Genomic DNA, 12,262 nt, shown 5'->3' with positions numbered 1-12,262 from the left:
CCGGGTCGCGCAGTGGGCGCCGGGCGCCGGCGGCTGGGGTCGAGCGGTGAGAAATTGTTGCGGCCGAGCAGGTTTCAGGTTGCGATGCTCGAGCGGGGAGAGCCGGGCGATGTCCTCGCCCCGGATCTCGTGGCCCTCGGCACGGAGCCGGGCGACTGCGTCATCAACGTAGCGGGTTGTCCTGAGCGGCGACCGCCGGGCGATCGACGTGATCCCTTACGACGCGATCCGTTACCGTGGCGCTGATGGCGGTGACCTCGCCGTCCCCGGCGACAAGGGCGCGAATAGTGTCGGGCAGCGAGAGTGGCTCCGAGGCTACGGCTTACGCCGATAGGGAGGCAGCCCGACCAAGTGATCATCAGCCTCGAACGAGCGAGCTCGCCAATCCCCGTGTTCTAGGGAGGAAATCCGAGGTTTCGATGACGCGGACGCGATCAGCCCCGGTGTAGTGCATGATGCGGTCGAGTTCGCGTGCACCGTTCGCGCGCAGGAAAAGCGTGTGCTCTCGCGCGGTGCTCGGTTGTCTGGCAACGAGTAGGGCCTGGATGTTCGATCAGGCCAGCGGTGTCCCATGGGTTTGTCGACCCATCAGGAACGTGGCCTCGACGGTGAGGGCGCGGAGGCGTTCTGGCGGCGTGGACCGGGGGTTGCCCGACAGTACGACCAGGTCGGCGAACTTCCCGGGTTCGAGGGTGCCGATGTCGGTGTCGAGGTGTAATTGTGTTGCGGCACCGATGGTTTGGGCGCGGATCGCGGTGTCGACGTCGACGCACTCTTCCGGTGCCAGGACGCGGCCGCTGCCGCGAGCGACACGAGTGACAGCGGTAGCGATGTTGCCGATCGGATCGGGTGGGGTGACAGTGCCGTCGTTGTGAAACGACAACGTCACGCCTGCCTGGGCCGCTGTCCTCGTCGACATCCATCGGCTTCCGTGCTCGGATCCGAACAGCTCGTCGACCAGGACATCGCCCCAGAAGTAGACATGCTCGATGAACAGGCTGACCACCACACCCAGCTTCGCCGCGCGGGTGAATTGGTCGGGTCGCATCGCCCCGACATGCTCGAGCCGCAACCGCCGATCCTGGCCCGGATACTTCGAGAGCGCTGCGTCGTAGGCATCGAGGACCGCGTCGATCGCGCGGTCACCGTGCACGTGTGTCGACAGTTGCCAGCCCTGGGCGACGAACGCCTCGGCGAGATCACGGATCTGGTCAGCGGTGTAGTTCATCCCACCGTGATGGTGCGGGTTCAGTCCCATCCGCCGAGTGGTGTCATCGTCGAGATACGGAAACGAGGTATCGATGTTGCCTTGCCAGGGTGAGCCGTCGGCCCACATTTTCATCCCGATCTGTGCGAAAAGGGTTTCCCCACCCGGGAACTGGCCACCGAGGTGGCTGCGATCGGCGGCCAACTCCGGGGTGCTGATCTCATAGGCCCGGACCCGCAGCGGACAATCGGGGCGGGCGGCGATGCCTTCGAAGAGACTCGCCTGCCCGGTGTTGTAGGTGTGTTCGGTGGTGGTGGCGATTCCGGCGGCACTGAGCTGACCGTAGGCCCACCGCATGTTCTCGGGCATCCGCGCCTGCACCGACGAACCCATCGGCGCGGCGAGGACCCCGAGCGCGGGCACCTCCAACACCTCACCGGTCAGTTCCCCGTCGCTACCGCGCACGAACTTCCCGCCGGTCGGGTCCGGGGTGTCCTTGGTGATACCGGCCTGGGCGAGCGCCGCACTGTTGGCGTAGGCGGCGTGACCACTGTTGGCGACGATCACCACCGGGTTTTCGGGGGCCAGCTCGTCGAGTTCGGCGCGGGTGGGTAGCTGGAGGTCGGTCTGCAGCAGAATGTCGATGCCGTACGCGAGGATCGGCGCACCTTTGCTCGCCGAACGCACCGCCTCGGTGAGTTTGTCCATGACCTGGGCGCCGGTCGGCACCGAGAACGGCCGCACATCCACCGCGGGCGGGGCCAGCGCGGCCGCGATCGCCGAGGGATGGCTGTGCGCTTCGACGAAGGCCGGGAGCAGGGCTCGGCCGTGCAGGTCGATGACCGTGGTGTCGGTGCCTCGGAGCGCGAGCACTTCGTCGCGGGTACCGACCGCCAGAATCCGTGTGCCGGTGACGGCGAGGGCCTCGACTTCGGGTGCGGACCCGTCGGCCACGGTCACGACTGGCCCCCCGGTGAAGATCAGGTCGGCCTTCTGGGCCGGTTGACTCGACATCCGCCGCACCTTTCATTCGCGCCGACCCCGCGCTGTTTGCCCAGCACACTCAGGCGCCGACGATACCGACCGGCGTGGAAACTGGCGGTGATCCTCGCCCAGGTACGGCAGGTCGGCAGCGAGCCGATCACCTTGTCCGAGGTTTCGGCCAGATGATCTACGGAAGCCGCAGGGATTGCGTCAACGCGGCGGTCCGCATGTGTTCGATACGCGATAGCCCACCTCATCGGCGGGTCGACACGCCTGGGTAGGCCGGGACGCGGCCAGGTGCCGACCAATCCATAAATGTTGCGGCATGATCGCTGGGTGGTGACTCAGTTCGATGAGTTGTTCCGAGTGCTCGACCTGTGTGGCGTGTTCGTCAACGCGGCACTGGGTGGTGTGCTTGCTCGGAGTCAGCGGTTCGATTTCGTCGGCTTCGTGGTGATCGCTCTGGCTTCGGGGCTCGGGGGTGGGATGCTGCGCGACACCTTGCTGCAGCACGGGACGCCGGTAGGGCTGACCGACTACGCCTACATCCTGACCGCGCTGGCCGGTGCGGTATCGGCGTTCATGCTGGGCTTCACGGGTCGATACTGGCATCGGTTCTATCTGTTGATGGATGCTGCCGCGCTGGGATTGTGGGCCACGACCGGGGCACAGAAGACCCTCGCGGCCGGTCTCGGCTGGTTGCCTGCCTTGTTGCTGGGCACTATCACCGCGATCGGTGGCGGCATGATCCGTGACCTTCTGTTGCTGCGGACACCACGGGTGTTCGGGGGTAACACGCTCTACGCGACCAGCGCTGTCGCCGCCAGCGCGGTGCTCGTCGTGCTGGTGTACGCGGGATTCTCGGCCCTCGGGGCGGTCCTCGCTCCGGTTGTCGGCGCCGGGTTGTGTCTGGTCGCCTCCTGGCGAGGATGGATGCTGCCGCAGGCTGCACCGAAGGACTCCTGATTGCACACCCGAACTGCCTGGTGAAGAAAGGTCCCTACCCGCAGATCGAAAGGACGGCTATGACCACGCTTTTGACCGGTGCGATCGTTTGGGACGGTTTGACCGACACCCCTGCCGGGAAACGCGACATCCTGGTGGAGAACGACCGCATCACCCAGGTGGGCGAGAACATCACCGCACCCGCCGACGCGACGGTGATCGATCTGAGCGGACACACCGTGACACCGGGGTTCATGGACTGCCACACCCACGTGACCATCACCCCCGACATCGTCTCGGGATTCTCGATGTCCCCGACCGCGGCGGTTTTCCGGGCCTACTCGGCACTGAAGGCACTTCTGATGAACGGATTCACCACGGTGCGCGACCTGACCGGCGTCGACCGTGGCTACAGTGTTCTCGATCTGCGCGACGCGATCAACGCCGGTCTCGTCGTCGGCCCCCGCATGCTGGTCGCCCCGCACCTCATTTCCGCGCGCGGCGGGCACGGAGACTTCAGCGGCATCCTCGACCTGTCCTATCAGGGGCACCACCCGCTGCTGGAGCTGGCGGCCGCCGATGGCTGTGACGAGCTCCGTACCCGTGTACGTCAAGACATCCGCGCAGGTGCGGACTGGATCAAGTTTGCCGGGACCGGGGGCTTCTCCAGCCCGTCCGACGATCCGACTCAGCCGACCTACAGCCAGGAAGAGATGAACACGATCGTCGCGACCGCGGGGGACCTCGGCCGTTGGGCCACCCCGCACAGTTACGGCGACGAGGGTGTTCAGCGGGCGGTGCGCGCCGGGGTTCGCAGTATCGAACACGGCAATCTCGCCACCAAGGACACCCTGCAAATGATTTCCGACAAGGGTGTCTATCTGGTCCCCACCCAGTTCATGACCATGGACGACGCTCGTCACGCCAACGATGACGACCACTGGGTCGGCAAACCCGTCTACAAGCGCCGCAAGTTCCAGAAGTACCAGAAGCCCCTGCTCGACAGCGCCGAATTCGTCGCCGCCAGCGATGTCAAGATCGCCTTCGGCACCGACGCGGGCATGTTCCCGCACGAAGAGAATTGGAAAGAGTTCCCGGTGATGATCTCCACCGGCATCACCGCCGCCCGTGCCCTCAAAGCGGCAACCAGCGTCGCCGCCGAACTCCTGGAACTCGACGACCTCGGTGTGCTGGCGGTCGGCAAGATCGCCGATATCATCGCCATGCCCGGCGACCCGTTCACCGATATCAACGTGACCGGCAAGGTCGACTTCGTCATGAAGGCAGGCACCGTCTACAAACAGCCGAACGCTTGAACCCACATTCTCGAGTAGCCGCGCGTCCGGACTGGTGAGGTCCCGTATTCAACTGGACCTGACTAGTCCTGCGGCGGATCGGGTAGCAATAGACTTCGCGATGGAGTCCAAGTGCTACGCGCGTACCAACGATGTCGGTGTGAAAGCGGTCCGCCGCCTGATTTCGCGGCTGCGCTACCGCAACTTTGATGTGCTCGTCACCCGCTCGCACGATTCACGCATACGCCTCGCTAGGCAGGACCTAGTAGATCCCACCGGTTGCCGGCAATGTCCAAAAAGACCGCGACACAGCCATACGGCTCGGACCGCGGTTGCGTCACGAATGCGACGCCCGCTGCGACCAACCGGGCATATTCTGACTGAAAGTCATCGACCCGCAGGAAGAATCCCACGCGACCGGCAACCTGGCTACCGACTACAGCTGCCTGCCGTTCACCATCCGCCCGCGCCAGCAGAATCCCGGTTTGCGCACCCGGCGGGCGAACCACCACCCACCGCTTGGGTCTGCCGTCGTCGGTCAGCGCCGGCACGTCCTCGATCAGTTCCAACCCCAACACCGAGACGAAGAACTCGATCGCCGGGTCATACTCCTCGACTACGATCGCTACCAGCTCCAGATGCATCATCTGAGCATAGGAAGCCCGACCCATCAGCATGCTGATCCAGTGGTGGCGTGGCAATAGCCCACCTTTACATCAGGCGCCAGGGTCCTTGCTCTGTGGCACTCTGGTGGCGTGGGCGAGCGTGAACAGGTCGGGCATGGTGGGGGAACCGATGCGATCCTCGAGAGGATTGCGGGCAGCCCGGTGGATGCCGTGGGAACAGAGGTTCCCCCCGGCCAAGGGAATGGGGTTCGACCAGAAGCGCATCGCAAGTCTCGGCTTGTCCGGGTGCTCGTCTGCTCCTCGGTGTTCATCGCTGCTTTGTTGCTGGTCCTCCTGTGTGTAGGAGTGGCCTGGTTCGGGTTCCTGATTTTTCTCTTCTAGCGGTCTGCGACGCCGTCCAACGTTGGCCCGCCGGAACCGAGGCACCGTCATCGGCCCATCGGAACGATGCCGATCGCAGGTCGCGGAGGCAGAGCGTGTGCGAGCAGCCAGGCAGGATTGGCGTGTCAAGAGAGGGAGCCTCGAAACCCTTCTGACCAGGCGATGTCACACTTCGGTCGGCTGCTCCGTCGACTCTGTGAACGCCGAAATCGCGATGAAGGAGTGGACCATGGTGGAGCAGAAGAAGATTGCGGTGGCTGGGGCGACCGGTCGGCTGGGGCGGCACGTGGTGGATGTGCTGGTCGAGCGTGGGCATGAGGTTGTCGCGTTCTCCCGGGCCAACGGTGTCGACATCGAGAGCGGAGCCGGCCTCGATGAGGCTTTGTCCGGGGTCGACATCGTTATCGACGCGTCGAGCACCCCTTCGGCCGATCAGCAGGTGGCCACGGAGTTCTTCACCGCTTCCGCGCGGAACCTGCACGCGGCGGGAGAGCGTGCCGGGGTCGAGCGGCTGGTCGTGGTGTCCATCATCGGGATCGACGGTTCGCTCGCCGGGTACAACGCCGCCAAGCTCGCGCACGAGCAGGAATTGCTCAAAGGTGCGCTGCCGGTGCAGATTCTGCGTGCGGCGCAGTTCCATGAACTCGTCGAGGTGATGGTCGGGTGGGGCACCCAGGGCGATGTTGCTTACGTCCAGGGCATGCGCACCCAGTTGGTCGCCGCGCGGACCGTCGCCGAAGCGTTGGTCGATCTGGCGATGAATCCGATTGCCGCCGAGGATATTCCGTTCCCCGAGATCGCGGGTCCGCAGCCGGAAACGATGGCTTCTGCCGCTGCGGCGCTGATAGCTGCTCGTGGCGACGCCCTGCAGATCATCGAGACCTCCGATGATGCCAACCCCGACCGCGAGCAATTCGAAAACGGCACCCTGTTGCCGTCCCCGCACGCCACACTGGCCGGTCCGTCCTTCGCAGAGTGGGTAGCCGCGACGGTAGCCGCCGCTCGCTGACATTGCCCGCCTCATGGCGGCCTTGCCCGTGGACGACCTGCCGTTGATTGAGTACCGAATGCATATTGTATGATTTCCAAAACAGATGATATTGTTCTCGTAACATACGGCACCCGGAAGGGTTGGTGCCGGAACGACACCTCGAGGAAGTCATGCGCATCATCGTTTTCGGGTCCAACGGTCCCACGGGCCGCCTGCTCACGGAGCAAGCTCTCGGCCGCGGGCACGACGTCGTCGCCGTCACCCGCAAGCCCTTTGAATTCCCGCTCGCGCATGACCGCCTGACGGTCTTCGAAGGGGATGTGTTGCGACCGGACTCGGTCGACTCGGCGATCGCGGGCGCGGATTCTGTGCTGTCCACACTCGGAGTACCTTTCGGCAAGCGTGAGATCACCACCTACTCGGCGGGATCGGCCAACATCCTGGCCGCCATGCACCGGCACGGCGTGCGCCGCCTCGTGGTGGTCTCCTCGAGCGCGGTCGACCCGAAGCCCTATTCCGACGGCGGAATCCTGTTCAACCGGATCCTTCAGCCCTATGTGGCGCGGGTGCTCGGCCGAACCCTGTATGACGACATGCGGCGGATGGAAACCCTGGTCGAGGGCAGCGATCTGGACTGGACCATCGTGCGACCGAGTGGGCTGTACGACTTGCCGACCGTCACCGACTACACGATGGCGGCGGGGCATATAGACCGACGGTTCACAGCTCGTGTCGATCTTGCGGCAAGCCTGTTGCGCTTGGCCGAGGAGGAGCAATTCGTGCGTGAAGTCGTATCGGTTGTCACCGTCACCGACAATCCGAGTATGGCGCAACTGCTGCGACGGGAAGCATTCAACAAATGAGACCATCACCTCCGAGACCGGCCTGTCCGGCCAACGCCAGGTCGAGGATCGCTCGGGCGCCTTCGCCGTAGACGGCATGGGGCCGGCACCGGGCCTCGTGCCAAGGCCATTCCGGTGGTCGAAGGGGTGCGTTCAGGCGGTCGGGCCTGGCGAAGACCGTGATGCCGAGGTCGGCTACATCTTGGTGTATCGCGCCATGGCGAAACTGTAGAGACCGTAAGCGATGATGCCCGCGCCCGCAGCGATCAACAAGGCGGCTCCGAAGGGCTGTGCCCCAAGGGTTTTGAACGCACCGTCGAGTCCGGTGGCTTCGCCGGGATCGGATCGGCCGACCGCGAGTATGACCAGCAATCCGATTGCCGCGACGGCCAACCCCTTGGCGACGTAACCCACGGTGCCCAACCTGCGGACCAGGGTGCTCGTGTCGCCTTGGAGGTCGGCGAGGAAGCGCTGGGTCGCCCCCTTGTAGATGTGATAGCCGCCGATCGCGATGATGATCAGCCCGGCGATCACGAGAGCAACCGTGCCCACGGTGGATTGCATCATCTCAGCTGTGATCCCGGTGCTCTGTGCGCTACTGGATGTGCCTGCGCCCCTTGCGAATCCGAAGGCGGAGATGGCGAAAGCGAGATAGACCACCGCCAACGAGAACGCCTTCACTCTGTTGACGGCCTCCGACTTCTTGCTCTCGGAGTCAGGTTCGGACGAGCTGCCGAGCGCCGCTTCGGCCAGCCGCCACAACGCCATCAGCGTGAACGCGACGACGCCGGCCCAGAGCGCGAAAACACCGCCCGGCTTGGCAGCCAGTTCGGTCATAGCACCCGATTGATCGGCCGTACCCGCCCCGCCACCGAGGGCGAGCCGGATGGCGATGTAGCCGATGATCAGGTGCACGATGCCGCTCATCACCAACCCCGCGCGGGCGAATCGTTCGAAGATACTGTTCTGGGCCACCCGGGCCACGGCAGTGGACGAATTCTCGTACGACGATGAGTCGGTGTTGTTCGGCATGCTGATCACCCTGCGTGTCGTTGATCCGTCGAGGTCGTTCCGCGACGGTCGGCGCAGGATCTACTGCGAGGTCTCGTTCGGCGCAACTAGTTCTTGAAGGCGTCCCTGATCTTGGCACCGGACTGCTTCAGGTTCCCCTTGACCTGCTCGGCCCGCCCTTGCGCCTCGAGCCGCCGGTTACCCGTAGCCCGCCCGATCACCTTCTTCACCCGCCCCTTGGTGGCCTCGACGGAATTCGCGATCTTCTTACTCGTACTCATGGCATTTTCCTCGCTGTATAGACCAAGTCAACGCCGTAGTCCCGCAGGTGTCAACGATGTTGATCTTCGATACGAAGATCTAGGCGGCCGAGGCGAGACCATGGCAACCACGTAAGTTTCGTGTGTGGGGCGAGTATGGGAGGCCTGGGGGCCGGTGCTGGTGGCATGGGGGATCGGTGTCACAGCGATTCCCCTCATCGTGGCGCTGCTGCTGTGGTGGCGGGCCCGTGCGGGAATCGCACGGCCGATCGCGTTGCTGCGCAGCCTGACCGAAGTGGGGATTGTCGCCGGGACGCTGCCCTGGGTGTGGATGATCCTGACACCGACCGGCGGCACCAGGACGGTCAGCGTGGTTCCGCTGCGCGATCTCGCCGCGACGCTGAGCGAGTTCTCCTTCGACACCATCGTGCAGATCGGCGCGAACACCGCGATATTCGTCCCACTGGGTTTCCTGCTGCCCTTGCGATTCCCTCGCTTCACCGGCATATGGCGGATGCTCGTACTCGGTGCCGCGCTGTCGGCGACACTCGAACTCGCCCAATATGTCCTGAATATCGGACGGGTGTCATCAGTGGACGATTTGCTGATGAACGCGGTTGGCGCCGGCATCGGTGCGCATCTGCTGACGATGGGCAGAAAATCGTGGAGCGTTCGGTTCCTCGTGCCGCCGCCGCACCGACCCGATCCGGCGGACAACCCGCTGACAGAGGCAGGGGTTGTCGCAACGGATCATGACGTCGCTTCGAGATCCTGGCGAAGGACCATGTAGCCACCTATCGCGTGTCGAGTGGCTGGGTCTTTGCCAGGACCAGTGTCACGACGCGGTAGGCGAGAACTGCTGGGACGACGATGATCAGCACGAGGCGCAGCGCTACCACGACAATGGCAAGGGTCACGAAGCCTGCGCCGAGGCCATCGGGTGACCCATACCCGTGCCGAGCCGACGACGCCGCCAGAGCCGCATGCAGAGCGAGGTAGACCACCACCAGGACCAGCGGAATGCGGAACAGGCGCCACACGGTCGACACTGCGTGCGGGACCTTCATCGGGCCAGCTCCGGTCCCGAAGACAGGAACGCGAGCATGAGCGCGTTGCCGATCACGCCGCCGGTCACGAATCGTGTGCGGGTTCCGCTCTGTAGCGATAGTCCGAAGAGGTCGGCTGTGCGGAACAGGCGGGTGAAGGTTTCGCGGTGGCCGAAGGCGCGGGCAGGAGCGAGTGCGAAACCGGTGGCTGACACCGATATTCCGAGTATCAAGGGGCCACTGTCCATATCGCCGGGGCCGCTGTAGCCATCGCCGTACTCATCGATCGCGCTGAATCCGAGGACAGTTCTTTCCTGTCCGAACAGCCCTGCTGCCAATTCTTGGGCGAGCGACCGGTCCGCGAAGCCGGCGAAATAGGCCGCCAAACCGGTCCCCGAAGCGCGTGGTGCGTCCTGGGTTCGGCCGTCGGTGCCCATGCGCTGGATCACCAGTCCGGTGTCCCGATCGATCTGAACCGTGCGCACCTGGCGCGCCCAATGCGCGATGACCGCCGTGTGATCGACGCCCGTCACCCTGCCGTGCACCGCGATCGCCGCCGCGACCGCCGCGACATCGGTGGGATACGCCCTGCCGGGAAAGGTGTCGAGCAGCCCGGTCGGCGAAGCGAGCAGCCGCCGCTCGAGGGCGGTGATCAGTGCATCGTGCTGAACGGCAAGGTCGGCAGGAAAGGCTGGATCGATCCACCGGGCCATCCCGAGCGCGAGGGCCGGATAGGAGAGATAGGCGTGACCGTCGGCGCTGTCGAGATCGGCGAGTCCGTCGCGGCCATGCCATGCCGACGTGAACTCCGAACGCATCTGGGGCAAAAGACTTTTGACCGCGGCGCGAGTGATGACCGGGGCATACCGCTCCCGCCATTCGGGATGTTCCAGACACGCTTGCGCCAAACCCTGTGCCGTCATCTGATGGGCGAGCAACCCCCACATGCCGGCGATCCCGTCCCCTCCGCCGGAGGCTCGCCGATGATCGTCGGCGGCTTCGAAGGCCACCATCTCCTCGGCGAGTCCGCGCAGCAACGCCTGGTCACCTCGATACCACCCGTCCGCGTCCCGGCCGCACCACCATGCCGGCAGCACGCACACGACCGAAATCGCGACCACCATCGCGATCACCACCGTGAGCGGACCGCGTAACCGGCGCACCGCTCCGGCTCTACTCCCCATGCTCCGAAGGTACATGCGCGGCAAGAACATTCACTTGGAACCGGGTTTCCCTGACTTCTCGGGTCAGCTTGCACGCCATCGGTCGACGGCTCGCCTGACAGCGATAGCGCACCCGCGCGCCGGTCCGACGCGAGACCGCCGCGGAATGGTCCGGCTCGAACAGATCATCTACTTGGTCAGCACGGTCGAAAGGCTGCGCGACATCGACACGACGCTGGGCGGCGCAGCCACCGCGCCCACTTCCACTATGGTTTGCCGAATGCGAGCGCGACGTTGTGGCCGCCGAATCCGAATGAGTTGTTGAGTGCGTAGTCGATTCGCTGTGATCGTGGCGCGCCCGCGACGATGTCGAGATCGATCGCCGGGTCGGGATTTTCGAAGTTCAGGGTGGCCGGGACGATTTGCTCACGCAAGGTCAGGATCGTGAGGACCGATTCGACCGCGCCGACCGCGCCGATCGAATGCCCTAGCGCTGATTTCGGTGCATACACCGACGCATCAGGAGTGACGGCGGTGATAGCGGCTGCTTCGGAGGCATCACCGATCGGTGTCGACGTCGCGTGCGCGTTCACGTGGTCGATATCGGAAACACGCAGTCCGGCAGCGTGAATCGCTTTGCGCATCGCCCGTGCGGCTCCGGTGCCAGCGGGGTCGGAGGCGACGATGTGGAAGGCGTCGGAGGTGATGCCGGCACCGAGCACCTTGGCATGGATCTGCGCGCCTCGTGCTTTCGCGTGCCGCTCGGATTCGAGCACGAGTAGCGCGCCCGCTTCCCCGAAGACGAAGCCGTCACGGTCGCGATCGAAGGGCCGGGAGGCGCGCTCGGGCTCGTTGTTGCGGGTACTCATCGCCCGCATCATCGCGAAGCCCGCGATGGGGACAGGGTCGATGTGTCCTTCGACGCCACCGGTGACCACCACGTCGGCCTCACCGGTGCGGATCAGCCGCCATGCGTGCGCGATCGCTTCCGATCCCGACGAGCAGGCTGAGACCGGTGCGAAAACACCACCCTGCGCTCCGATTTCGAGCCCGACGGTGGCGGCAGGGCCGTTGGGCATCACCATCGGTACGGCCAGCGGAGAGACCTTGCGGTAGCCGCCAGCCCGCATCGCGTCGACGGCATCGATCAGCGCGTCACCGCCGCCGAGGCCGGTGCCGATGGCGACAGCGAGGCGCTCGCGGTCGACTTCCGGGGCGCCCGCTGCCTGCCAGACCTGCCTTCCTAGGACGAGAGCCATGCGTTCGACGTAGGAATTCCTACGCTGTTCGATTCGCGTCAGCTCGGTATCGGGTGAGGTGACCAGTGGTCCGCCGATCCGCACCGGCAGATCGTGCTCGGCGAGGAACTCCGCAGGCAGTGCACGGATGCCGCTCTCGCCGCGCAGCAGACGTGACCAGGTCTCGTCCATGGTGTCGGCGAGTGCGGTGGTTGCCGCATACGCGGTCACCACCACGCCTTCCGCGGTTTCTGAAGCGATCGGTACATTCAT

The 12,262-nt window shown here is 64.9% G+C and carries 13 protein-coding genes; 6 read left to right on the top strand and 7 right to left on the bottom strand.

Annotated features, from left to right (window positions below; all coding sequences use genetic code 11):
• Positions 1-553: 553 nt before the first annotated feature.
• A complete protein-coding gene (locus AB0F86_RS09160) occupies positions 554-2,221 on the bottom strand; it encodes an amidohydrolase family protein (protein ID WP_356983130.1) in 1,668 nt (555 codons plus the stop codon).
• Between the two features lie 306 nt (positions 2,222-2,527).
• Here AB0F86_RS09160 and AB0F86_RS09155 point away from each other — a divergent pair, with 306 nt between their 5' ends.
• Positions 2,528-3,157, top strand: coding sequence for a TRIC cation channel family protein (locus tag AB0F86_RS09155; RefSeq protein WP_356983129.1), 630 nt, complete (start codon positions 2,528-2,530; stop codon positions 3,155-3,157).
• 59 nt (positions 3,158-3,216) lie between these two features.
• Complete coding sequence (locus tag AB0F86_RS09150) at positions 3,217-4,452, top strand: amidohydrolase family protein (RefSeq protein ID WP_356983127.1); 1,236 nt, start codon at positions 3,217-3,219, stop codon at positions 4,450-4,452.
• 230 nt (positions 4,453-4,682) lie between these two features.
• Here the strand turns inward: AB0F86_RS09150 and AB0F86_RS09145 are convergent, their stop codons facing one another.
• Entirely contained in the window at positions 4,683-5,075 is a 393-nt protein-coding gene (locus AB0F86_RS09145) for a VOC family protein (protein ID WP_356983125.1), read from the bottom strand.
• Between the two features lie 111 nt (positions 5,076-5,186).
• Between AB0F86_RS09145 and AB0F86_RS09140 the strand changes: the two genes are divergently transcribed.
• The 3 genes from AB0F86_RS09140 (at position 5,187) to AB0F86_RS09130 (ending at position 7,292) form a co-directional block, all read left to right on the top strand.
• Positions 5,187-5,438: a hypothetical protein gene (locus AB0F86_RS09140; protein WP_356983124.1), complete on the top strand. Its 252-nt coding sequence runs from the start codon at positions 5,187-5,189 to the stop codon at positions 5,436-5,438.
• Positions 5,439-5,535: 97 nt separating this feature from the next.
• On the top strand, positions 5,536-6,447 hold the full coding sequence (locus tag AB0F86_RS09135) for an NAD(P)H-binding protein (RefSeq protein WP_356983122.1): 912 nt from the start codon (positions 5,536-5,538) through the stop codon (positions 6,445-6,447).
• 152 nt (positions 6,448-6,599) lie between these two features.
• On the top strand, positions 6,600-7,292 hold the full coding sequence (locus AB0F86_RS09130; RefSeq protein ID WP_356983121.1) for an NAD(P)H-binding protein: 693 nt from the start codon (positions 6,600-6,602) through the stop codon (positions 7,290-7,292).
• A 174-nt stretch (positions 7,293-7,466) separates the two neighbouring features.
• Here AB0F86_RS09130 and AB0F86_RS09125 read toward each other — a convergent pair whose 3' ends face one another.
• Both AB0F86_RS09125 and AB0F86_RS09120 read right to left on the bottom strand, forming a co-directional pair.
• Complete coding sequence (locus AB0F86_RS09125) at positions 7,467-8,303, bottom strand: DUF1206 domain-containing protein (protein ID WP_356983119.1); 837 nt, start codon at positions 8,301-8,303, stop codon at positions 7,467-7,469.
• A gap of 86 nt (positions 8,304-8,389) precedes the next feature.
• Positions 8,390-8,563 (bottom strand): CsbD family protein, encoded by a 174-nt coding sequence (locus AB0F86_RS09120; protein ID WP_225279650.1) that lies wholly within the window; start codon positions 8,561-8,563, stop codon positions 8,390-8,392.
• Between the two features lie 199 nt (positions 8,564-8,762).
• On the opposite strand from AB0F86_RS09120, the gene AB0F86_RS09115 reads away from it, so the two are divergent.
• A complete protein-coding gene (locus tag AB0F86_RS09115) occupies positions 8,763-9,332 on the top strand; it encodes a VanZ family protein (RefSeq protein ID WP_356983118.1) in 570 nt (189 codons plus the stop codon).
• Positions 9,333-9,336: 4 nt separating this feature from the next.
• On the opposite strand, the gene AB0F86_RS09110 is transcribed toward AB0F86_RS09115, so the two are convergent.
• The 3 genes from AB0F86_RS09110 to AB0F86_RS09100 form a co-directional block, all read right to left on the bottom strand.
• Positions 9,337-9,609: a hypothetical protein gene (locus tag AB0F86_RS09110; RefSeq protein ID WP_356983116.1), complete on the bottom strand. Its 273-nt coding sequence runs from the start codon at positions 9,607-9,609 to the stop codon at positions 9,337-9,339.
• The gene (locus tag AB0F86_RS09105) at positions 9,606-10,772 is read right to left on the bottom strand and encodes a hypothetical protein (protein ID WP_356983114.1); all 1,167 of its coding nucleotides are present in this window, start codon (positions 10,770-10,772) and stop codon (positions 9,606-9,608) included. The genes AB0F86_RS09110 and AB0F86_RS09105 overlap by 4 nt, the downstream gene beginning before the upstream one ends.
• A gap of 245 nt (positions 10,773-11,017) precedes the next feature.
• The gene (locus tag AB0F86_RS09100) at positions 11,018-12,262 is read right to left on the bottom strand and encodes a KasA/KasB family beta-ketoacyl-ACP synthase (RefSeq protein WP_356983112.1); all 1,245 of its coding nucleotides are present in this window, start codon (positions 12,260-12,262) and stop codon (positions 11,018-11,020) included.

This window comes from Nocardia sp. NPDC023733, from assembly GCF_040639775.1.
GTDB classification, from domain to species: domain Bacteria; phylum Actinomycetota; class Actinomycetes; order Mycobacteriales; family Mycobacteriaceae; genus Nocardia; species Nocardia rosealba.
The sequence above is the reverse complement of the archived record's forward strand: the minus strand, read 5'-3'. Positions and strand labels throughout refer to the sequence as shown.